20 protein-coding genes are annotated in these 19,978 nt (G+C 73.4%); 10 read left to right on the top strand and 10 right to left on the bottom strand.

Annotated elements, in window-relative coordinates; translation table 11 throughout:
- Nucleotides 1-10 precede the first annotated feature (10 nt).
- From dapF to miaA, 3 genes are all read right to left on the bottom strand, one after another.
- The gene (dapF, locus tag OOK31_RS08545) at nt 11-886 is read right to left on the bottom strand and encodes a diaminopimelate epimerase (RefSeq protein WP_267011734.1); all 876 of its coding nucleotides are present in this window, start codon (nt 884-886) and stop codon (nt 11-13) included.
- 63 nt (nt 887-949) lie between these two features.
- Complete coding sequence (locus OOK31_RS08550) at nt 950-1,558, bottom strand: hypothetical protein (protein ID WP_267011735.1); 609 nt, start codon at nt 1,556-1,558, stop codon at nt 950-952.
- Nucleotides 1,559-1,669: 111 nt separating this feature from the next.
- On the bottom strand, nt 1,670-2,608 hold the full coding sequence (miaA, locus tag OOK31_RS08555) for a tRNA (adenosine(37)-N6)-dimethylallyltransferase MiaA (RefSeq protein WP_267011736.1): 939 nt from the start codon (nt 2,606-2,608) through the stop codon (nt 1,670-1,672).
- 175 nt (nt 2,609-2,783) lie between these two features.
- Here miaA and OOK31_RS08560 point away from each other — a divergent pair, with 175 nt between their 5' ends.
- Both OOK31_RS08560 and OOK31_RS08565 read left to right on the top strand, forming a co-directional pair.
- Nucleotides 2,784-3,008: a hypothetical protein gene (locus OOK31_RS08560; protein WP_267011737.1), complete on the top strand. Its 225-nt coding sequence runs from the start codon at nt 2,784-2,786 to the stop codon at nt 3,006-3,008.
- Between the two features lie 23 nt (nt 3,009-3,031).
- A complete protein-coding gene (locus OOK31_RS08565; protein ID WP_267011738.1) occupies nt 3,032-3,277 on the top strand; it encodes an antitoxin in 246 nt (81 codons plus the stop codon).
- Between the two features lie 82 nt (nt 3,278-3,359).
- Here OOK31_RS08565 and OOK31_RS08570 read toward each other — a convergent pair whose 3' ends face one another.
- The 3 genes from OOK31_RS08570 to OOK31_RS08580 are packed head-to-tail and all read right to left on the bottom strand — an operon-like array spanning nt 3,360 to nt 6,278.
- Nucleotides 3,360-4,079 (bottom strand): class III extradiol dioxygenase subunit B-like domain-containing protein, encoded by a 720-nt coding sequence (locus OOK31_RS08570; protein ID WP_267011739.1) that lies wholly within the window; start codon nt 4,077-4,079, stop codon nt 3,360-3,362.
- 34 nt (nt 4,080-4,113) lie between these two features.
- A complete protein-coding gene (gene miaB / locus OOK31_RS08575; protein ID WP_267011740.1) occupies nt 4,114-5,631 on the bottom strand; it encodes a tRNA (N6-isopentenyl adenosine(37)-C2)-methylthiotransferase MiaB in 1,518 nt (505 codons plus the stop codon).
- Entirely contained in the window at nt 5,628-6,278 is a 651-nt protein-coding gene (locus tag OOK31_RS08580) for a maleylpyruvate isomerase family mycothiol-dependent enzyme (RefSeq protein WP_267011741.1), read from the bottom strand. The genes miaB and OOK31_RS08580 overlap by 4 nt, the downstream gene beginning before the upstream one ends.
- 71 nt (nt 6,279-6,349) lie before the next feature.
- Here OOK31_RS08580 and OOK31_RS08585 point away from each other — a divergent pair, with 71 nt between their 5' ends.
- Entirely contained in the window at nt 6,350-7,285 is a 936-nt protein-coding gene (locus OOK31_RS08585; RefSeq protein ID WP_267011742.1) for a LysR family transcriptional regulator, read from the top strand.
- A 136-nt stretch (nt 7,286-7,421) separates the two neighbouring features.
- Complete coding sequence (locus OOK31_RS08590; protein WP_267011743.1) at nt 7,422-8,417, top strand: TAXI family TRAP transporter solute-binding subunit; 996 nt, start codon at nt 7,422-7,424, stop codon at nt 8,415-8,417.
- Here OOK31_RS08590 and OOK31_RS08595 read toward each other — a convergent pair.
- Nucleotides 8,407-9,345 carry an ROK family protein gene (locus OOK31_RS08595; protein ID WP_267011870.1) on the bottom strand — a complete coding sequence of 313 codons (939 nt, stop codon included), beginning with the start codon at nt 9,343-9,345 and terminating at the stop codon, nt 8,407-8,409. The genes OOK31_RS08590 and OOK31_RS08595 overlap by 11 nt on opposite strands.
- 96 nt (nt 9,346-9,441) lie before the next feature.
- Nucleotides 9,442-10,476: a LacI family DNA-binding transcriptional regulator gene (locus tag OOK31_RS08600; RefSeq protein ID WP_267011744.1), complete on the bottom strand. Its 1,035-nt coding sequence runs from the start codon at nt 10,474-10,476 to the stop codon at nt 9,442-9,444.
- 221 nt (nt 10,477-10,697) lie between these two features.
- On the opposite strand from OOK31_RS08600, the gene OOK31_RS08605 reads away from it, so the two are divergent.
- Nucleotides 10,698-11,957, top strand: a complete 1,260-nt coding sequence (locus tag OOK31_RS08605) for a glycosyl hydrolase (protein ID WP_267011745.1) — start codon at nt 10,698-10,700, stop codon at nt 11,955-11,957.
- A gap of 31 nt (nt 11,958-11,988) precedes the next feature.
- Nucleotides 11,989-14,103, top strand: a complete 2,115-nt coding sequence (locus OOK31_RS08610; protein WP_267011746.1) for an endo-beta-N-acetylglucosaminidase — start codon at nt 11,989-11,991, stop codon at nt 14,101-14,103.
- A 16-nt stretch (nt 14,104-14,119) separates the two neighbouring features.
- Here the strand turns inward: OOK31_RS08610 and OOK31_RS08615 are convergent, their stop codons facing one another.
- Both OOK31_RS08615 and OOK31_RS08620 read right to left on the bottom strand, forming a co-directional pair.
- Complete coding sequence (locus OOK31_RS08615; RefSeq protein ID WP_267011747.1) at nt 14,120-15,532, bottom strand: HAMP domain-containing sensor histidine kinase; 1,413 nt, start codon at nt 15,530-15,532, stop codon at nt 14,120-14,122.
- Between the two features lie 12 nt (nt 15,533-15,544).
- Nucleotides 15,545-16,261 (bottom strand): response regulator transcription factor, encoded by a 717-nt coding sequence (locus tag OOK31_RS08620; RefSeq protein ID WP_267011748.1) that lies wholly within the window; start codon nt 16,259-16,261, stop codon nt 15,545-15,547.
- A 284-nt stretch (nt 16,262-16,545) separates the two neighbouring features.
- On the opposite strand from OOK31_RS08620, the gene OOK31_RS08625 reads away from it, so the two are divergent.
- The 4 genes from OOK31_RS08625 (at nt 16,546) to OOK31_RS08640 (ending at nt 19,935) form a co-directional block, all read left to right on the top strand.
- Nucleotides 16,546-17,331: an amino acid ABC transporter ATP-binding protein gene (locus tag OOK31_RS08625; protein ID WP_323188190.1), complete on the top strand. Its 786-nt coding sequence runs from the start codon at nt 16,546-16,548 to the stop codon at nt 17,329-17,331.
- Between the two features lie 98 nt (nt 17,332-17,429).
- Entirely contained in the window at nt 17,430-18,287 is an 858-nt protein-coding gene (locus tag OOK31_RS08630) for a glutamate ABC transporter substrate-binding protein (protein ID WP_267011749.1), read from the top strand.
- 83 nt (nt 18,288-18,370) lie between these two features.
- The gene (locus tag OOK31_RS08635) at nt 18,371-19,045 is read left to right on the top strand and encodes an amino acid ABC transporter permease (protein ID WP_267011750.1); all 675 of its coding nucleotides are present in this window, start codon (nt 18,371-18,373) and stop codon (nt 19,043-19,045) included.
- Nucleotides 19,042-19,935, top strand: a complete 894-nt coding sequence (locus OOK31_RS08640; protein WP_267011751.1) for an amino acid ABC transporter permease — start codon at nt 19,042-19,044, stop codon at nt 19,933-19,935. The genes OOK31_RS08635 and OOK31_RS08640 overlap by 4 nt, the downstream gene beginning before the upstream one ends.
- Nucleotides 19,936-19,978: the final 43 nt, after the last annotated feature.

A 19,978-nucleotide genomic window follows, 5' to 3' on the forward strand; every position in this document is an offset into this window, starting at 1 on the left:
GAGGGAATCTTCAGGCGAAAGCCGTTTCGGTGAGCCAGGCGGCTTCGAACTCGCCGGAGGCCACGATCACGGCCGGTCCGGTCATGTCGACCCGGCCGTCGGGGTGCTCGGTGATGACGAGCGTGCCGCCGGGGAGGTCGACGGTGTACGAGACGGGTGCGCCGGTGAGCGCGGGGTCGGCGCCGTCGCGCCGGATGGCTGCCACGGCGACGGCGCAGGCGCCGGTGCCGCAGGAGCGGGTCTCGCCGGAGCCGCGCTCGTGGACGCGCATGGCGACGTGCCGGGGGCCCCGGTCGACGACGAATTCGACGTTGACCCCGGTGGGGTAGGCGGAGGCCGGGCTGAAGGGCGGAGGGCTGTACAGGTTGCCGGCCTGGTCGAGGCTCTCGACGAAGGCGACGGCGTGCGGGTTGCCCATGTTCACGTTCCGCGCGGGCCAGGTGTGCTCGCCGACGGAGACGGTGACCTCGCCCTCGGGGAGCAGGGCGCGGCCCATGGAGACGGTGACGTCGCCCGTCTTGTCGAGGTGGACCCGCTTGACGCCGCCGCGGGTGGCGACGGCCAGGTCGCCTGGCTCGACGTGGCCGGCGTGCTGGAGGTAGCGGGCGAAGACGCGTACGCCGTTGCCGCACATCTCGGCGACGGAGCCGTCGCTGTTGCGGTAGTCCATGAACCACTCGGCCTCGGCGGCCATGTGGGCGGCTTCGGGGTGGGCGGCGGAGCGGACCACGTGCAGCACACCGTCGGCGCCGATGCCGGCCCGGCGGTCGCACAGTGCGGCGACGGCGCTCGCGGGCAGCTCGACGGCGTTGTCCGGATCCGGGACGATCACGAAGTCGTTCTCGGTGCCGTGACCCTTGAGGAAGGGGAGGGTGGTGTGCGTCACCGTGCCATGGTACCGAGCCGGCACCGGCCCTGACCGGCGGGGATCGGCGCGCTGCCGACTCCGTCAGCGGAGCCGGGCCACCCGGTACACGGCGAGTGCTACGACGGCCAGCGCGACGAGCGCGTACAGCGCGGCCATCCGCCAGTCGGGCCGGCGGCCGCTGCCGCGCGGCGGGAGCCCGGGCCACGTGTAGCCGACGCGGCGCGCGGCCATCATGCCCCAGCCGCCCGCGCAGGAGCTGATGAGGAAGCCGAGCATGGCGACCACGGCTCCGCCGTCGCCGAACTCGAAGGCGAGGGGGAACGCGAACATCAGGGACCCGGCGGCGGCCAGCATCACGATGGGGGCGATCTGCCAGATGCGCAGGCGGCGCTGCGGGCGGAGCTCGACCTCGAACTCGGGGCCGGAGACGTCCTCCGCGCCGGTGTCGGACGCGTCGGGGCCGTCGGGGCTCAGCCGGGCGGGGTCGGCGGGCAGCCCGAGCCCGTCGGCGGCGGCGGGCGCGGGCGCGCCCGTACCGGCGCCGGGGCCGGGGCCCGTGCCCCGGGCCTCACCGGTGCCGGGCGGCTGGGCTTCGACGGGCACGCCCGGCTCACCGGGCCCGCTGTGAAGCTTCGGGTCCGCTTCCTGCCTGGTGTCGTCCCGCCCGGTGTCCCGAGGGCCGGCCTCCATAGCCACGCGCCCTCCCCACTCGGACTTCGTACGCCGCTGTTCAGAAGTTTGATGATGGCACGGCCTTGGCCCCGCGACGGGCGCACGGGGCGTCCCGATGCCATCACGTGATCAGGCTGTGACCGCTCGTTCGACCAACGAGCGCGCCAGTCCGGGGAGTTCCCCGCGGTCCGCGGCGGCCCCGCTGAGCCAGTGCACGCGGGGGTCCCGGCGGAACCACGAGTCCTGGCGGCGGGCGAACCGCTTGGTGGCGCGGACGGTCTCGGTCCGGGCCTCCTCCTCGGTGCACTCCCCCGCGAGGGCGGCCAGCACCTGCTGGTAGCCGAGGGCCCTGGAGGCGGTGATTCCGTCGCGCAGGCCCTGGGCCTCCAGGGCGCGCACCTCGTCGACCAGCCCGTCCTCCCACATGCGGTCCACGCGCAGCGCGATCCGCTCGTCGAGTTCGGGCCGGGCGACGTCGACGCCGATCTGGACGGTGTCGTAGACGGACTCGTGGCCGGGCAGGTTGGCGGTGTAGGGGCGCCCGGTGATCTCGATGACCTCCAGGGCCCGGACGATGCGGCGGCCGTTGCTGGGCAGGATCGCGGCGGCGGCGGCCGGGTCGGCGGCGGCGAGGCGGGCGTGCAGGGCGCCGGGGCCGCGCAGGGTGGCCTCCTCCTCCAGCCGGGCCCGGACCTCGGGGTCGGTGCCGGGGAACTCCATGGCGTCGAGGGCGCCACGGACGTAGAGGCCGGATCCGCCGACGAGGACGGGGGTGCGGCCCTCGGCGAGCAGCTTGTCGATCTCGACGCGGGCGAGCCGCTGGTACTCGGCGACGCTGGCGGTCTCGGTGACGTCCCAGATGTCGAGGAGGTGGTGCGGGACGCCGCCGCGCTCCTCCACCGTCAGTTTGGCGGTGCCGATGTCCATCCCCCGGTACAGCTGCATGGAGTCCGCGTTGACGACCTCGCCGTCGAAGTGACGGGCCAGGGCGACACCCAGATCGGACTTTCCGGCCGCGGTGGGACCGACGACGGCGATGACCCGCGGGGCGGGGGCTGCATTCCTCACCGACACAGTCTCGCAAACCGAACGGCGTGTACCCGATCGGGTTACGTGACGGGGTGCGGCGGGGGTCGTTGCCCTGAAGAGGTTCCGGCCCGGCGTGCGCCTGGCGCGCACCTGGTGGAGGCCGGTCCGGCCACGGCGGAACTTCACCCGCACGAGTAACGTTATGGGAGTAGACATGGGCGTTTTTGACCGGTTTTTTCGCCGCAAGGACGAGGTAGCGACCGAGGCGGTCGCCGCCGAGGCCGAGGCGGCGGAGACGCTGACGGCGGAGACCGAACCGGCCGAGGAGGCCGGCGAGGGGACGTCCGAGGCGGCGGCGGCCGAGGGTGTGGAGATCCCGAAGCAGCAGTCGGCCGAGGCGGCCGCGGACAGCGAGACCGGCGAGGGCGCCCGCACGTAGCCACCGCCACTGGAAGGTGACCCATGGGCCTGCTGGACAATCTGAAGGCCAAGCTCGCTCCGGCCAAGGACAAGGTCGGTGACCTCGCTCAGCAGCACGAGGGCAAGATCGGCGAGAGCCTCGACAAGGTCGCCAAGGCCGTGGACTCCAAGACCCACGGCAAGTACAGCGACCGGATCACGAGCGGGACGGGCAAGGCGAAGGACGCCCTGGGCAAGATCGCGCACAAGGACACTCCCGGCGGGCCGACGCCGCCGGCGGCCCCCTGACGCGGTACCGGAAGGGGCGCGGGACCGACCGGTCCCGCGCCCCTTCGCCGTGTCCGGCGGCGGTCCCCGCCCGGCGGTCCGCTCAGGACCAGGCGGCCACGAAGTAGCCGACCCCGTACGGGGCGTCCTCGTACAGCAGCCGGCCGTCCAGGCCGGCGTCCTCGGCGGCGCCCGCGAGGACCTGCCAGGGCGCGCGCCCGGCCGCCTGGAGTTCGGCGGCGAGCGCGGGGTCGATCCCGGCGAGCGCCGCGGTGTCGGCGGCGCCCAGGGCCCGTCCGGCGGCGGCGTCGAAGGCGGCGGCGCGCTCGTCGAGGTAGCCGGGGGCCTTCAGGGTCCGGCAGGCGCTGCCGTCACCCATGACGAGCAGGGCGACGCGCGCCTCCCGGGCGGCGAGGCCGCGCCCGGCGTCCAGGCAGGCGGCCGTCTCCAGCGGAGCGGCGACCCCGAACCCCTCGACGGGGGCGGAGCCCCAGCGGGCGCGGCGCAGCAGCCAGGCGCCCACGGCGAGGGAGGGCGGCAGCAGCCGGGCCCCCTCCTCGCCTTCCCCGAGCTGTACGCCGGAGCCGGGGCCCCCGTCCACTCCGAAGCCGCGGAAGGTGCCGCGGGAGCCCGGGGGGTAGGGCCCGAGGTGGCCGGCGTCGGCGGCCCCGACCACGACCAGCAGGTCGGGCCGGGAGGCGGCGAGCACGGCGAGCGCGTCGGAGCAGGCGGTACGGGCGTCGTCCAGTTCGGCGGCGGCGCCCGCGGCGACCTCCGGCACGAGGAGCGGCGGCGCGGGACAGACGGCGGCGGCTACGAGCATGATCCGCAGCCTAGCCGCCCCCGGTGGCCGGTGGTCAGCCGATCGCGCAGCCCGAGGTGGTGACGGGCAGCGGGGCCGGGACGCCGAGGGTGGGGATGCCGAGCATGACGCCCGCCGGCTGGGCCGGGGCGGCGTTGCGCTTCTCCCACGCGTCGCCGGCGCGGGTGCGGCGTACCGCCTGGGTCGGGCCCTCGGCGAGGAGGTGGTGCGGGGCGGCGTAGGTGATCTCGACGGTGACCACGTCGCCGGGGCGGACGTCCTCGGCGGGCTTGGTGAAGTGCACCAGGCGGTTGTCGGGGGCGCGGCCCGAGAGGCGGTCGGTGGCGCCGTCCTTGCGGCCCTCGCCCTCGGCGACCATGACCTCCAGGGTGCGGCCGACCTGCTTCTTGTTCTCCTCCCAGGAGATCTCCTCCTGGAGGGCGACCAGGCGCATGTAGCGGTCCTGGACGACCTCCTTGGGGATCTGGCCGTCCATGTCGGCGGCCGGGGTGCCGGGGCGCTTGGAGTACTGGAAGGTGAAGGCGTTCGCGAAGCGGGCCTCGCGGACGGTGTGCATCGTCTGCTGGAAGTCCTCCTCCGTCTCACCGGGGAAGCCCACGATGATGTCGGTGGAGATCGCGGCGTGCGGGATCGCGGCGCGGACCTTCTCGATGATCCCGAGGAAACGCTCCTGCCGGTAGGACCGGCGCATCGCCTTGAGGATCGGGTCGGAACCGGACTGGAGCGGCATGTGCAGCTGCGGCATCACGTTCGGGGTCTCGGCCATGGCCGCGATCACGTCGTCGGTGAAGTCGCGCGGGTGCGGGGAGGTGAAGCGGACCCGCTCCAGGCCCTCGATCTGCCCGCAGGCGCGCAGCAGCTTGCTGAAGGCCTCGCGGTCGCCCAGGTCGGAGCCGTAGGCGTTGACGTTCTGCCCGAGCAGGGTGATCTCGGAGACGCCCTCGGCGACCAGCGCCTCGACCTCGGCGAGGATGTCGCCGGGACGGCGGTCCTCCTCCTTGCCGCGCAGCGCCGGGACGATGCAGAAGGTGCAGGTGTTGTTGCAGCCGACGGAGATCGAGACCCAGGCGGCGTACGCGGACTCGCGGCGGGTCGGGAGGGTGGAGGGGAAGGCCTCCAGCGACTCGGCGATCTCGACCTGCGCCTCCTCCTGGACGCGGGCGCGCTCCAGCAGGACGGGCAGCTTGCCGATGTTGTGCGTGCCGAAGACGACGTCGACCCAGGGAGCGCGCTTGGTGATGGTGTCGCGGTCCTTCTGGGCGAGGCAGCCGCCGACGGCGATCTGCATGCCGGGGCGCTTCGTCTTCATGGGGGCGAGGCGGCCGAGGTTGCCGTACAGCTTGTTGTCGGCGTTCTCGCGTACCGCGCAGGTGTTGAAGACGACGACGTCGGCGTCCCCGTCGGAACCTTCGGGGGCGCGGACGTAGCCCGCGTCCTCCAGCAGACCGGAGAGTCGCTCGGAGTCGTGCACGTTCATCTGGCACCCGTAGGTGCGCACCTCGTAAGTTCCCTTAAGGTCCACTGCCGGGCTCCGGTCGCTGCTGCTGGTCATGCAACAAGGGTAGGCGGTACCCGGGAGCCCTCCGGCCCCCCGTGCAGCCTGCCCGCCGGGAGGCGGCGGCCGCACAGCACGAGCAGCAGGTCCTGGGCCGGGCCGTGGACGGGGCTGCCGCTGCCGTGGGACCAGTCGAGGCCGTCCGCGACGAGGCGGATACCGCTCAGGTCGACCCGGAAGAAGCGCAGGCCGGACGGTTCGACGGCGGCCGCCAGGAGGGGGCGCAGCCGGTCCTCGGGGACGCGGCGGGGGTGGCCGAGGGCGACGGTGATGTCGAGGCCGTGGACGACGTCGTGCGCGAGGCCGGCGGTGGGGCCGGCGGCCGGGGGCTTCCAGGGGTGGTGGGCGTGGTCGCGGAGCAGGGCGGCGAGCTCGGCCGGGGTGAAGGCGGCGGCGTCGCGGCGGGCGGTGCGGTCGGTCATCCGGTGCAGGCTGCCGCGGGCCTTGAGCAGCTCGGCGGCGAAGCCGGGCAGGGAGGTGCGGAAGCCCAGGGACATGTGCGCGGCGACCTCGCGGACGGTCCAGCCCGCGCAGAGCGAGGGGGCGTCCCACTGCGCGGGGGCGAGGGCGTCGAGTAGGTCGGCCAGCTCGCGGCGTTCGGCGGCGGTGGCCCGGGCGGTGTCGGTGGTCGGCGTCCGGCTCATGGGTCCAGGGTCGGGGCCGGGCCTGCCATAAGTCCAAGAGTGATTCCTTCTACGATCTAGAATCCACCGTTATGGAACTGACGCAGCTGCGGTACTTCGTGGCGGTGGTGGAGGAGGGCGGCTTCACGCGGGCCGGGGCGCGGCTGCACGTGTCCCAGCCGGGGGTGAGCGCGCAGGTCGCGCAGCTGGAGCGGGAGCTCGGGCAGCGGCTCCTCGACCGGTCCGGGAGGCGGGTCACGCCGACGGAGGCGGGCGAGGCGGTGCTCCCGTACGCGCGGGCCGCGCTGGCGGCGGTGGAGGGGATCCGGCGGACGGCCGACGAGTTCTCCGGGCTGCTGCGGGGCCGGGTGGCACTGGGGCTGATCCCGGGTGCGGCGGCGGCCCGGTCGGAGGGCTTCGACGTGGTGACGCTGCTCGGGGACTTCCACGACGCGCACCCCCGGGTGGAGATCGCGCTGGCCGAGGACACCTCGGAGCGCATGCTGGCGGCGGTGCGGGACGGCCGGCTGGACCTGGCCCTGGTCGGGCTGGGCGGGGAGGAGCCCCCGGCGGGGGTCTCCACCCGGGTGCTGCTCGACGCGCCCCTGGTGGCGGCGGTGCGGCCCGGCCATCCGCTCGTACGGGAGGCCGTGCGCGCGACGATCCCGCTGGGCGCGCTCCGCGACCGGCCCCTGATCGCCCTGCCGCACGGGACGGGGGTGCGCGGGGTGCTGGAGCGGGCCTGCGCGGAGCTCGGCTTCACGCCCCGGGTGGACTTCGAGGCGGCGACCCCGGCGGTACTGGCCCGGCTGGCGGCCCGGGGCCTGGGCGTGGCGGTGTTCCCCTCGGGCGCGGAGACGGGGGAGGCCGCGGGGGAGGCTACGGGCGGGGAGGCGCTGCGGACGCTGCGGATCACCGGGCCGGAGCTGCGCGGGCGGGTGGCCCTGGCCTGGCGCACGGACGGCCCCTCGGGCCCCGCGGCCCGCCGCCTGCTGGCCCGCTTCCTCGACACCGTGGCCGGCGTGTGACCGACCCTACGGGCGGAGCGGAGTCTGCCGGGTCCCGCTGTGTCCGGAGCGCGTCGTGTACGCAGCGCGTCGTGTACGGAGCCCCCGGGGCAGGGGTTTCGTGACAGGACGGCGGGCGGGTGGCAGGATCGCCCGCATGTTCCGCGTACCTCCCCGTATCTCCCGGCGCCGCGCCCTCCAGGGTCTGGTCGCGGTGCTTGCGGTGCTCGCGGGGCTGGTGTGGTGGCTGCGGCCCTTCGGGGAGCCAGAGCTCACGGGTGACCTCACCTTCAGCACGGGGGTCCGTACCGGCGTCTACCACCGCTACGGCCAGCTGCTGGAGGAGGCCCTCGCGCAGGACATGCCCGGGGTCAAGGTCCGGCTGGAGACCAGTGAGGGATCCCGGCAGAACCTCCAGCGGGTGGCCGCCGGGGAGGCCGACTTCACGGTGGCGACGGCGGACGCGGTCGCCCAGTACCGGGCCGACGGCAAGCCCGGCGCGGAGCGGCTGCGCGGCTGCGCGCGCCTCTACGACGACTACGTGCAGCTGGTGGTGCCCGCCGGATCGCCGGTGCAGTCGGCCCGTGACCTGCGCGGCAAGCGGGTCGCCGTCGGCCAGGACGGCTCCGGCGTACGGCTGGTCTCGGAGCGGCTGCTGACGGCGGCGAAGCTGAATCCCAAGCGGGACATCACCCCGGTCGCGATCGGCATCGACACGATGCCCGCGGAGCTGGAGGCGGGCCGCATCGACGCCTTCTTCTGGTCCGGCGGGCTCCCGACGAGCGCGGTGCGCGAGCTGTCGGAGCGTTTCGACATCCGGCTCGTGCAGCTCGGCGACCTGCTGGACCAGCTCCAGGCGAGCGGGGCCCCGGCCCGCTACTACCGCGCGGCAGTGATGCCGCAGGACGCGTACGCCCGGGCCCGCAACACCTCCGCGGTGGCCACGATCGCCGTGCCGAACCTCCTCGTCACCCGGGAGGACAGCGGGGCGGAGCTGACGGAGCAGTTCACCCGGACGGTGATCCTCAGCCGGGACCGGATCGGGCACGCGGTGCACGCCGCGCAGCTGGTGGACCTGCGGACGGCGATCTACACGGATCCGCTGGACCTGCACGAGGGGGCCCGGCGGTACTACCGCTCGGTCAAGCCGTAGCGGCCGGTCCGGCGGGCAGCAGCATCATCGCGGCAGCGGCCGCGCCGATCAGCCCGGCATGGGTGCCGAGGGTGGCCGGGACCACCTGGAGATCCTTGACGAAGGACAGGGTGGCGTACGAGGCCAGGTGCCGCCGGATCGGTGCGAAGAGGGTGTCCCCGGAGGCGGCGACCCCGCCCCCGACGACCGCGATGTCGGTCTCCACGAGGGTGGCGGTGGCCGCGATGGCCGCGGCCAGGGCGCGGCCCGCGCGGTCGAAGGCGGCCAGCGCGACGGGGTCCCCCGCGCGGGCGGAGGCGGCGACGCCCGCCGCCGTGGGGTCGGGGCCGGTCCAGCCCTGGGCGAGGGCCCAGCGGGCGATGGCGGTGCCCGAGGCGAGGGATTCGACGCAGCCGTGACCGCCGCAGGCGCAGGGCTCGCCGTCGAAGGCGACGCTGATGTGGCCGATGTGGCCGGCGTTGCCGGTGGGGCCGGGGTGGAGCTGGTTGTTCAGGATCAGGCCGCCGCCGACGCCGGTGGAGACCACCATGCACAGGGCGTTCGCGTGGCCCCGGGCTGCGCCCAGCCAGTGTTCGGCCGCTGTCATGGCCACGCCGTCGCCCGCCAGGACGGTCGGGATCCGGGCCCCGCGGGCGCTCAGCTCCTCGGCGACCCGGGCCTGAACGGGGAACCCGCGCCAGGCGGCGATGTTGACGGGGCTGACCGTGCCGAGCGAGGTGTCCACGGGCCCGGCGCTGCCGATGCCGCAGCGGACGGCCTGGCCCCACAGCGGGGCCCGCGACAGGTCCGCGACCACCTCTGCGACCGCCGCCATGACCCCCTCGGCGTCCGTCCCGCGCGGGGTGGGGCGGCGGGTGGCGGCCGTCATGGTGCCGTCGGGGTGGACCAGCGCGCCCGCGATCTTCGTGCCGCCGATGTCGATCGCCACGGTCGGACCGGTGGCCGCGGCGGCGCCCGTGCGCGGCGCGGGGAAGGCAGCTGAGGTGGGAGTGGTCACGGTGGGGCTCCTGGAAGGGGTCGGATTTCAGTATGCGGCCGGGGGCGGGGCCGTACTCTCGCGGGGTTCCAGCCGGGGCTGCTCGCTCTCGCGGTCGCGGGGCGGGGCTCCGGCGATCACCGCGAGGAGTTCCTCCGCCGCCAGCCGGCCGAATCCGGCGGTGTCGCGGACCAGGGCGGTGAGCCGGGGGTGGGTGACCCGGCACAGCGCCGAATCGTCCCAGGCCACGACGGAGAGCCGGCCGGGCACCGGGATGCCGAGCTCGGCCGCGACCGCGCTGCCGGCCACCGCCATCACGTCGTTGTCGTAGACGAGGGCCGTGGGCGGCTCCGGCTCGGCGAGCACCCGGCGGGTGGCGGCGGCCCCTTCGGCGTCGGAGTAGTCGGTCGGCACGGAGCGCACCTGCCCGGCGGGCAGCCCGAGCCGCCCGGCCTCGGCGCGCAGCGAGGCGACGCGGCGGGCGGTGTGGGCGAAGCCGGGCAGCCCGGCGATGTGGGTGATCCGGCGGTGCCCGAGCCCGTGGAGGTACGCCAGCACCTCGGCCATGGCCCGCGCGTCGTCGGCCCGGACGGAGGAGACCGCACCGGCCGGGGCCGCGTGGCCTCCGATCATCACCGCCGGGAGGCCGAGGCGGGCCAGGAGCTCCGGGCGCGGGTCGCTCGTACGGGCGTCCACGACGAGGACGCCGTCCACGCGCCGTTCGGCCCACCACCTGCGGTACACGGCGCATTCGGCGTCGATGTCCTCCACCACCTGGAACAGGAGCGCGGTCCGGTCCGCCGAGAGCACCTCCTGGATGCCGGAGACCAGCTGGAGGAAGAAGGATTCGACGCCGAGGGTGTGCGCGGGGCGGGCCAGAACCAGGCCGACCGCGCCGGAGCGTTCCCCGGACAGGGCGCGGGCCGCGCTGTTGGGCTGCCAGCCGAGCTCCTCGGCGACGCGGCGGATCCGGGCGCGGGTGTCGTCCGAGACCCCCGGCCGGCCGTTGAGCGCGAAGGAGACGGCGCTCTCCGACACCCCCGCCCGGCGGGCGATGTCCTTGATGGTGGGTCTGCGGGCCATGCCTGCCTCATCCCTCGGTGACGCCCGGGATTTCACTGTCCTATTCCGTTCGGTCAGCTCCGGGACAAGGAGAACTAAACCGCATTAGTTCGAGCAGCGGGAGTGGCTTGAAGCCCTGCGTCCAGCGGACTGAAGCGCATAAGTGGCCCTGTTGACTTACCGGTCCGGCGGACGGCAGGTTATGGGCGTCCGGTGAATTCCCCCGAACTCCGGGACCTTTCATGCGCCAGACCCCCCGCACCCTCCGCTTCGGCGTGAACTACACCCCGACGCGGGGCTGGTTCCACCACTGGCTGGACTTCGACCTCGACGAGGTCAGGGCCGACCTCGACTCGGTCGCCGCGCTGGGCCTGGACCACGTACGGGTGTTCCCGCTGTGGCCGGTCTTCCAGCCGAACCGGACCCTGATCCGGCCGCGCGCCGTCGAGCAGCTCGTCGCGCTCGCCGACGCGGCCGCCGAGCGCGGGCTCGACGTGGCCGTGGACGGGCTCCAGGGCCACCTGTCGAGCTTCGACTTCCTCCCCTCCTGGACCGCGACCTGGCACCGGCGCGGCATCTTCGACGACGCGGACGTGGTCGCCGCGCAGGCGGAGTACCTGCGCACCCTCGCCGCCGCGCTCGCCGACCGGCCCGCCTTCCTGGGCATGACCGTCGGCAACGAGATCAACCAGTTCTCCGGCCCCCCGCACCCCGACCCCGACCGGATCACCCCGGGGGCGGCGGCCCGCTGGCTGGAGCGGATGCTCGCCGCCTGCGAGGAGGGCGCGCCGGGGCGGTTCCACCTGCACGCCGAGTACGACGCCGCCTGGTACCAGGACGGCCACCCCTTCACGCCCGCGCAGGCGGCCCGGCTGGGCGCGGCCACCGCCGTGCACTCGTGGGTGTTCAACGGCACGGCGCAGCGCCACGGCCGCACCGGGACGGCGACCGAGCACCACGCCGCGTACCTGATCGAGCTGTCCAAGGCCTGGGCCCGGGACCCGCGCCGCCCGGTCTGGCTCCAGGAGGTCGGGGCGCCGGCGCCGCTGATCGGGCCCGAGCACGCGGCGGAGTTCACCGGGGCCACCGTGGCGAACGCCCTGGACTGCCCGGACCTGTGGGGGGTGACCTGGTGGTGCTCGCACGACGTGTCCCGCGAGCTCGCGGACTTCCCCGAGCTGGAGTACGGGCTCGGCCTGCTGACCAACGACCGCCGCGTCAAGCCCGCCGGCGCCGCCCTGGCCCGGATCGCGGCCGCCTGGCGGGGCCGGGAGCACCGGCCGGCCGTACGGTCCACCGCGCTGGCCGTGGACGTCGGCGGGGCGGAGCACGCCCCGGGGCGGTCGGCGTGCGCCCCCGGCGGTGCGTTCTTCGAGGCCTGGGCCGCGCTGACGGCCCGGGGGGTGCGCCCGGCGGTGGTCCTGGAGGAGCTGGCCGGGGACCGGGCCCACCTGTCCGCGCGGGGCATCACCGAGGTGCTGCGCGTGCACGACGTCATCTGACCGCCCGTCCCCCTTCGCGAGGAGCCCGCGCATGCCCGAGACGACGCCCGACGAAGGCACCGGATCACCCCGTACGTCCTTACCCGGGCCGCCCCGGCGCGCGGTGCTGGCCGCAGCGGCCGCCGGAGCCGCGGCTCTCCTCGGGTCCACGGGGGCGGCCGCGGCGGCCGATTCCCCGCCGGGCCTGGCCCCGTACGCCTCCTACTGGTTCCCGGACTCCCTCCCGCAGGGGGAGCCGGGCCCGGGGATCGTGTGGCGCTCCCTCAAGGAGTGGTCCCCGGAGTCGGATCCGGACCTGGCCCACAACACCGCGAGCGTGCCGCTGGCGCCGCGTTTCACGCCGGTGCCGGCGAACCGGGGCGCCCGCGCGGGCCAGGCCCGGATCTCCTCGCTGGTCTCCTTCGGGCCCACCGCCCGCAATCCCGCGCAGGGTTCGGCGACCGCCGACTTCTACGCGCTCACGCACTGGGCGTACCTCGACGAGCTGGTGTTCTGGGGCGGCTCGGCGGGTGAGGGCCTCGTCCTCGCCCCGAACGCGCCCGTGGTCGACGCCGCGCACCGCAACGGCGTGCGCGTGCTGGGCAACGTCTTCCTGCCGCCCGTCGCCTACGGGGGTGACCTGCGCTGGACCCGGGACCTGGTGCAGCGGGACGCCCTCGGCCGCTTCCCGGTCGCGCAGCAGCTGGTCCGGGTGGCGCGGACGTACGGCTTCGACGGCTGGTTCGTCAACGCCGAGACCGACGGCGGCGACAGCGCGCTCGCGACCCGGATGCGGCAGTTCCTGCGGGCCCTGCGGACGGCCGGCGAGGCGCACGGGCTGCGCGTCACCTGGTACGACGCCATGAACAGCACCGGCCGGGTGGGCTGGCAGGGGGAACTCAACGCACTGAACCAGGAGTTCTTCGAGGACCGGGCCGGGAAGGTCGCGGACAGCATGTTCGTGGACTTCCGCTGGACCCCGGAGCGGCTGGCCGCCTCGGGGGCGCGCGCCGAGGCGCTGGGGCGCTCCCGGCACGAGCTGTGGGCAGCGGTGGACGTGGAGTCCCGCGGCTGGGACTCCACGGTCAGCTGGGACGCGATCCTGCCCCGTGACCGGGAGCACGTCGTCAGCCTCGGCCTCTACCGGCCGGAGTGGACCAGGAACCACCTCGCCGACCGCTCCCCCGGCGCCTTCCACCGCGCCGACGACCGCTTCTGGACGGGCGATTCCCTCGACCCGGCCAGACCCGCACCCGACACCGGCGACACCGGCTGGCGGGCCCCCGCCACCGCCGTGGCCGACCGCTCCACGGTCACCGGCCCGCCCTTCGCCTGCTCCTTCAACACCGGGCACGGACTGCGCTGGTACGAGGGCGGTGAGGTCACCTCCGACACGCCCTGGAACCACCTCGGCCTCCAGGACCGCCTCCCCGGCCGCCGCTGGGTCGTGGACAGCGCCGGGCCGCGCCCGGAGGTGGTCCTGGACTTCGCGGACGCCTGGCGCGGCGGCTCCAGCCTGCTGCTGACCGGAGCCCTGACCGCGCCCGCCGCCGTCGGGCTGCACGCGACGCGGCTGGAGCTGACCCGCACGACGGTCGCCGAGCTGGTCCACCGGACGGACGCGGGCGGCGCCCCGGTCTCGGTGGAGTTCGGGGTGGCGACGCGCGAGGCAGCCGCCCCGGGCGCGCCGCTCCCCTACACCTGGCTGCCCGCGGGGACCCGGGGCGGCGGCCCGGGCTGGCGGACCTCCCGGATCCCCCTCACGGCACTGGCCGGGAGGACCGCGTACGCCCTCGCCGTACGGATCACGGCGCGCGGGAAGACCCCGGTGTCCTGGCGGCTCGGGGCCCTGTCGGTACGCGACACCGCCGCCGGCCGGCACCCGGCCCCGCCCTCCCACCTGCGGGTGGATACCTCGGCCCGGCGGGGCGGGAGCGCCGAGGTGCGCCTGTCGTGGCACCGGGCGGCCGGGCCGGTCCGGCACTACGAGCTGCACCGCCGCCTCCCCGACGGCGCCCGCCGCTTCCTGGGCGGCACCTGCGGCACGGCGCTCCACCTGCCCTCCGTCACCCGCGCCGCCGGGGAACGCGCGGCCGTCTTCGAGCTGCGGGCGGTGGACGAGGCGTACGCCGCTTCCGCACCGGCCCGCACCGAGCTGCCCTGGTAGGGCGCGGGGACCCGGTCTACGGCGTGTGCGGGTCGGTGCGCGGGACGGCCACCGTCACGCGCAGCCCGTGCGGCGGGTTCGCCTCGTAGGACAGGGAGCCGCCGCCCGCGGTGAGCAGGGCGCGGGAGATGGACAGGCCGAGCCCGGAGCCCTTGATGTTCTGGTGGCGTCCGCTGCGCCAGAAACGGTCGCCGACGCGCAGGAGTTCCTCGTCGGTCAGGCCGGGGCCCCGGTCGGCGATGACGACGAGCGCGCTGCGCCCGGCCGCCGACACCGAGACCTCGACCTCCTCACCCGCAGGGGTGAACTTCAGGGCGTTGTCGATGACGGCGTCCAGGGCGCTGGACAGGGCGATGGGGTCCGCCCAGCCGGTGACGGCGGCCCGGCCCGTCCCGGTGAGCCGTACGCCCTTCTCCTCGGCGTACGGCCGCCAGGCGGCCACCCGCTCGGCGGCCAGCGCTCCGATGTCGGTGAGGCTGATCTCGGCGGAGGCGTGCTCGGCCAGCGCCAGGTCCAGCAGGTCGTCGAGGACCTGGGCGAGGCGTTTGCCCTCGGTGCGCACGGAGGCGATCTCCTCGTTGCCCTCGGGGAGTTCGAGGGCGAGGAGCTCGATGCGCAGGAGCAGCGCGGCGAGCGGGTTGCGCAGCTGGTGGGAGGCGTCCGCGACGAACGCCCGCTGCTGCTCCAGTACCTCTTCGACGTTGTCGGCCATCTCGTTGAACGAGCGGGCCAGGCGTTGGAGTTCCGGGGGCCCGCCGCCGGCCGCGACGCGGGAGTTCATCCGTCCGGTGGCGATGCCGTGGGCGGCGGCGTCGAGGGTCTGTACGGGCTTGAGCACCCAGCTCGTGAGGCGCAGGGCGGCGCCGAAGGCGGCCAGCATGGCGGCGGCCAGCCCGGCGGCGATGACCGCCCAGCCGCGCAGGATCCTGGAGCGCATCTGCTCGGTGGGCGATTCGGTCGCGACGACGGCGACGACGTCGCCGTCGAGGACGACCGGGGAGACGACGAGGAGCTTGCCGTTGGTCTGCCAGGGCCACACCTGGCCGGGGTCGTGGCTGCGGCGGCCGGCGAGGGCCTCCTCGAAGGCCTTGCGGGCCTCGGTCGACTCCGGGAGTTCCCACCAGCCGGGGGCCCGGGCCATGGCGTTGTCGTCGCGGTAGAAGACGCCGACGCGGATCCCGTACAGGCCCTGGTAGCGGGCGAGTTCGAGCTGGAGGGTCGAGCGGCGTTCGTCGGCGCCGGTGGAGCCGGAGCCCTCGGCGTCGATGACGAACTGGGCGAGGGCGGCGAAGCGGGCGCTGTCGTCGATCCGGTCGACCACGACCCGCTGCTGCTGGGCGGCGGCGAGGCTGGCGGCGAGCGGGAAGCCGAGCGCGAGGAGGACCCCCGCCATCAGGACGACGAGGAGGGGGAGCAGGCGGGCGCGCACGGCGGGTGCCCGCTAGGGCGCGGCCGGGGTGACGAGCCGGTAGCCCACCCCGCGGACGGTCTCGATGAGGGCGGGCATGCCCAGCTTGGACCGCAGCGAGGCCACGTGGACCTCCAGGGTGCGGCCGGTGCCTTCCCAGCTGGTGCGCCACACCTCGCTGATGATCTGCTCGCGGCGGAAGACGACGCCGGGGCGCTGCGCGAGCAGGGCCAGCAGGTCGAACTCCTTGCGGGTGAGCGGGACGTCGGCGCCGTTCACGCTGACGCGGCGGGTGGGCAGTTCGATGCTGACGGGGCCGAGCCGGACCAGGGCCGGGGATCCGGTGCCGGTGGCGGCGGCTTCCTCGGAGGCTCCGGTGCGCCGGGCCACTGCGTGGATGCGGGCGAGGAGTTCGCCGGTGTCGTAGGGCTTGACCACGTAGTCGTCGGCGCCCATGTTCAGGCCGTGGATGCGCGAGCGGACGTCGGCGCGCGCCGTCACCATGATGACGGGCGTGGCGGTGCGCTTGCGGATCTTGCCGCAGACCTCGTAGCCGTCCTGGTCGGGCAGGCCGAGATCGAGGAGGATCACCCCGTAGGGAGAGGCGTTGGCCGGTGCGCCGGCCGTCAGCAGCGCCTGGAGGGCCTCCTCGCCGTTGCGGGCGTGGGTGACCCGGAATCCGTGCCGGGCGAGGATCGCGGACAGCGCGGCGGCGACGTGGTCATCGTCCTCGACGAGCAGCAGCCTCACGGCGTCCCCCTTTCCTGTTCGCGGCGTCCGGTACGGAAGCATGACCCACCACGGGTCACCATGCATCCACGCCCATGGAGAGTGCCACGTCAAGGGGGTTCCGGCCCGGCGAGTCTTCCGTTATGCACCCGGTACGCGTACATCGTGCACCAGCGGACAGCGGGTACGGAGCGTATCCGGGCGAGGCCGGATCGTTATGCTCAATTCTCCCTCAGATGTGATGACGGTGTGCGCGCCTCGTCACTACTGTCCTCCCAACCGACGGAGGACGGAGCAAGAAGCCGATGAGCGGAGTATCAGTGACCAAGGACGTGCAGGACGCGGCCGGTGCCGCGGACGGCCTGGTCGTACTGAGCAACGTCAACAAGCACTTCGGCGCGCTGCACGTGCTTCAGGACATCGATCTGAGCATTGCCCGCGGTGAGGTCGTCGTGGTGATCGGTCCTTCGGGATCGGGCAAGTCCACGCTGTGCCGGACGATCAACCGGCTGGAGACGATCGACTCGGGGACCATCACCCTCGACGGGAAGCCGCTGCCGGCCGAGGGCAAGGAACTCGCCCGGCTGCGTGCCGACGTGGGGATGGTCTTCCAGTCGTTCAATCTGTTCGCGCACAAGACGGTGCTGCAGAACGTGATGCTGGGGCAGCTCAAGGTCCGCAAGACGGACCAGGCGAGCGCTCTGGAGAAGGCGAAGTCGCTGCTGGACCGGGTGGGTGTGGGCTCGCAGGCCGACAAGTACCCGGCGCAGCTGTCCGGCGGCCAGCAGCAGCGCGTGGCGATCGCCCGGGCGCTGGCGATGGACCCGAAGGTGATGCTCTTCGACGAGCCCACCTCGGCGCTGGACCCGGAGATGATCAACGAGGTGCTGGAGGTCATGCAGCAGCTCGCGGCCGAGGGCATGACCATGGTCGTGGTCACGCACGAGATGGGCTTCGCCCGCTCTGCGGCCAACCGGGTCGTCTTCATGGCGGACGGAAAGATCGTCGAACAGGCCACGCCGGAGCAGTTCTTCAGCAATCCGCGCAGCGACCGCGCCAAGGACTTCCTGTCGAAGATCCTGCACCACTGAGGCTCTCGTCTGGTAGTGATCCGGTCGACAGAGCACGCCGTCGCGCGCGACGTGCCCCGCTCGTCGTTCAACAACGTCTCACCCGAGGGAAGTTCACCATGAAGCTTTTCAAGGCCGGTGCGGCCGTGGCCGCCGCCGTCGTCCTCGCCATGACCGCGACCGCCTGTGGCGGCGGCAGCGACACGAGCACGGGCTCCAGCGACGGCGGCCCGTCCGGCGGCGCCAAGGACAAGGTCGTCATCGGCATCAAGTTCGACCAGCCGGGTCTGGGCCTGAAGACCCCCGACGGCAAGTTCACCGGCTTCGACGTCGACGTCGCCACCTACGTGGCCAAGGAGCTCGGCTACCAGCCGGACCAGATCGAGTTCAAGCAGGCGGTCAGCGCCGAGCGCGAGAACCTGATCTCGAACGGCGACGTGAAGTTCATCGTCGCGACGTACTCGATCAACGACAAGCGCAAGGCGAAGGTCGACTTCGCCGGCCCGTACTTCCTGGCCCACCAGGACCTGCTGGTCCGCGCGGACGACTCCAGCATCACCAAGGTCGAGGACCTCAACAAGAAGAAGCTCTGCTCGGTCACCGGCTCGACCTCCGCGCAGAACATCAAGAAGGACCTGGCCCCCGAGGCCGACCTCCAGGAGTACCCGGGCTACTCCGACTGCCTCACCGGCCTGGAGAACAAGGCTGTCGACGCCCTGACCACGGACAACTCGATCCTGGCGGGCTACGCGGCGCAGGAGAAGAACAAGGGCAAGTTCAAGCTCGTCGGCCTGAACATGAGCAACGAGAACTACGGCATCGGTCTGAAGAAGGGCGACAAGGAGCTCCAGACCAAGATCAACGCCGCGCTCAGGAAGATGGTCTCGGACGGTTCGTGGGAAGCGGCCGTGAAGAAGAACCTCGGCCCGGCCGACTACAAGAACGAGCCTGCCCCGCAGATCACCGAAGGCAGCTGATTTCCCGGTGAGGAGCGTCGCCGACCGCCCGGCGTGGGCGGCGGCGCGCCTCACCGGCCATCCTGGGGAGAGCGCAGGGCAACGTGTTCGATTTTCTTGATGCCGGGCAGTACGACCTGCTCGGAGCCTTCTGGGTGACGGTTCAGCTCACCCTCTACTCCGCGGTGGGGTCCCTGGTCTGGGGCACCGTCCTGACCGGGATGCGGGTCAGCCCGGTCCCGCTGCTGCGGGGCTTCGGTACCGCGTACGTCAACCTGGTACGCAACATCCCGCTGACCGTGCTGATCCTCGGCTGCTCGCTGGGCCTCTACCAGACCCTCAACATCAGCCTGGGCGGTGACACGTCCAAGGAGGCCGGCTTCCGACTCGCGGTCCTCGGACTGATCGCCTACACCGGAACCTTCGTCTGCGAGGCTCTGCGCTCCGGTATCAACACCGTGCCCGTCGGCCAGGCCGAGGCGGCCCGCGCGCTGGGGCTCAGCTTCTTCCAGGTACTCACCCTGATCGTGCTCCCCCAGTCCTTCCGGGCGGTCATCGCGCCGCTCACGAACGTCCTGATCGCGCTCACCAAGAACACCACGGTGGCGGCGGCCATCGGCGTGGCCGAGGCGGCCCTGCTGATGAAGGAAATGATCGAGAACGAAGCGGACGCGCTCTTCGCCGTCTTCGGGATCTTCGCCCTCGGTTTCTGTCTGCTGACCCTGCCCACCGGGCTGCTGCTGGGCTGGGTGGCCAAGCGAGTGGCGGTGAAGCGATGACCTCCGTGCTGTACGACGCCCCTGGCCCCAAGGCCAAGGCGCGCAACTGGATCTACAGCGGGATCTTCGTCGTGCTGTTCGGGCTCGCCCTGTGGTGGGTGCTGTCCCTCATGGCCGAGAAGAACCAGCTCGACGCCAACAAGTGGACCCCGTTCATCACCGACAGCCAGATCTGGACCACGTTCCTGATCCCAGGCCTGCTGGAGACCCTCAAGGCCGGCGTGATCGCCATGGTGATCGCCCTCCCGCTGGGCGCCCTGCTGGGCATCGGCCGACTGTCCGACCACGCCTGGGTGCGGGGGCCGGTCGGCGCGTTCGTGGAGTTCTTCCGCGCCATCCCGGTGCTGATGCTGATGCTGTTCGGCAACCAGCTGTACAGGCAGTTCACCGACGTCTCCTCGGACGTCCGGCCGCTCTACGCCGTGGTCACGGGCCTGGTCCTCTACAACGCGGCCGTCATCGCCGAGATCGTCCGGGCGGGTGTACTGTCCCTGCCCCGCGGTCAGACCGACGCGGCCAAGGCGATCGGCATGCGCAAGGGCCAGACCATGTTCTACGTGCTGATCCCGCAGGCCGTCACGGCGATGCTGCCGGCCCTGGTCAGCCAGCTCGTGGTGATCCTCAAGGACACCGCGCTCGGCGGCGCCCTGCTCGGCCTCGCCGAACTGCTGTCGATGAACCGGCTGATCTCGGCGAACTACAGCAACACCATCGCGACCCTCGTCGTGATCGCGCTGATCTACATCGCGGTGAACTTCACCCTCACCACCTTCGCCTCCTGGCTGGAGGCCCGGCTGCGGAAGTCCAAGAAGGGCACCGGCGCGGTCGTCGCCGGTGACGTGGCCGAAGTCGACGCGGGCGGCGCCGCCGGTGTCGGCGAAGCCCCCTGACACCTGGTCAGTACACTGGCGTGACACCTGTGGTGCGGCGGAA

This window comes from Streptomyces sp. NBC_00249 (genome assembly GCF_026342355.1).
Classification (GTDB): Bacteria; Actinomycetota; Actinomycetes; order Streptomycetales; family Streptomycetaceae; genus Streptomyces.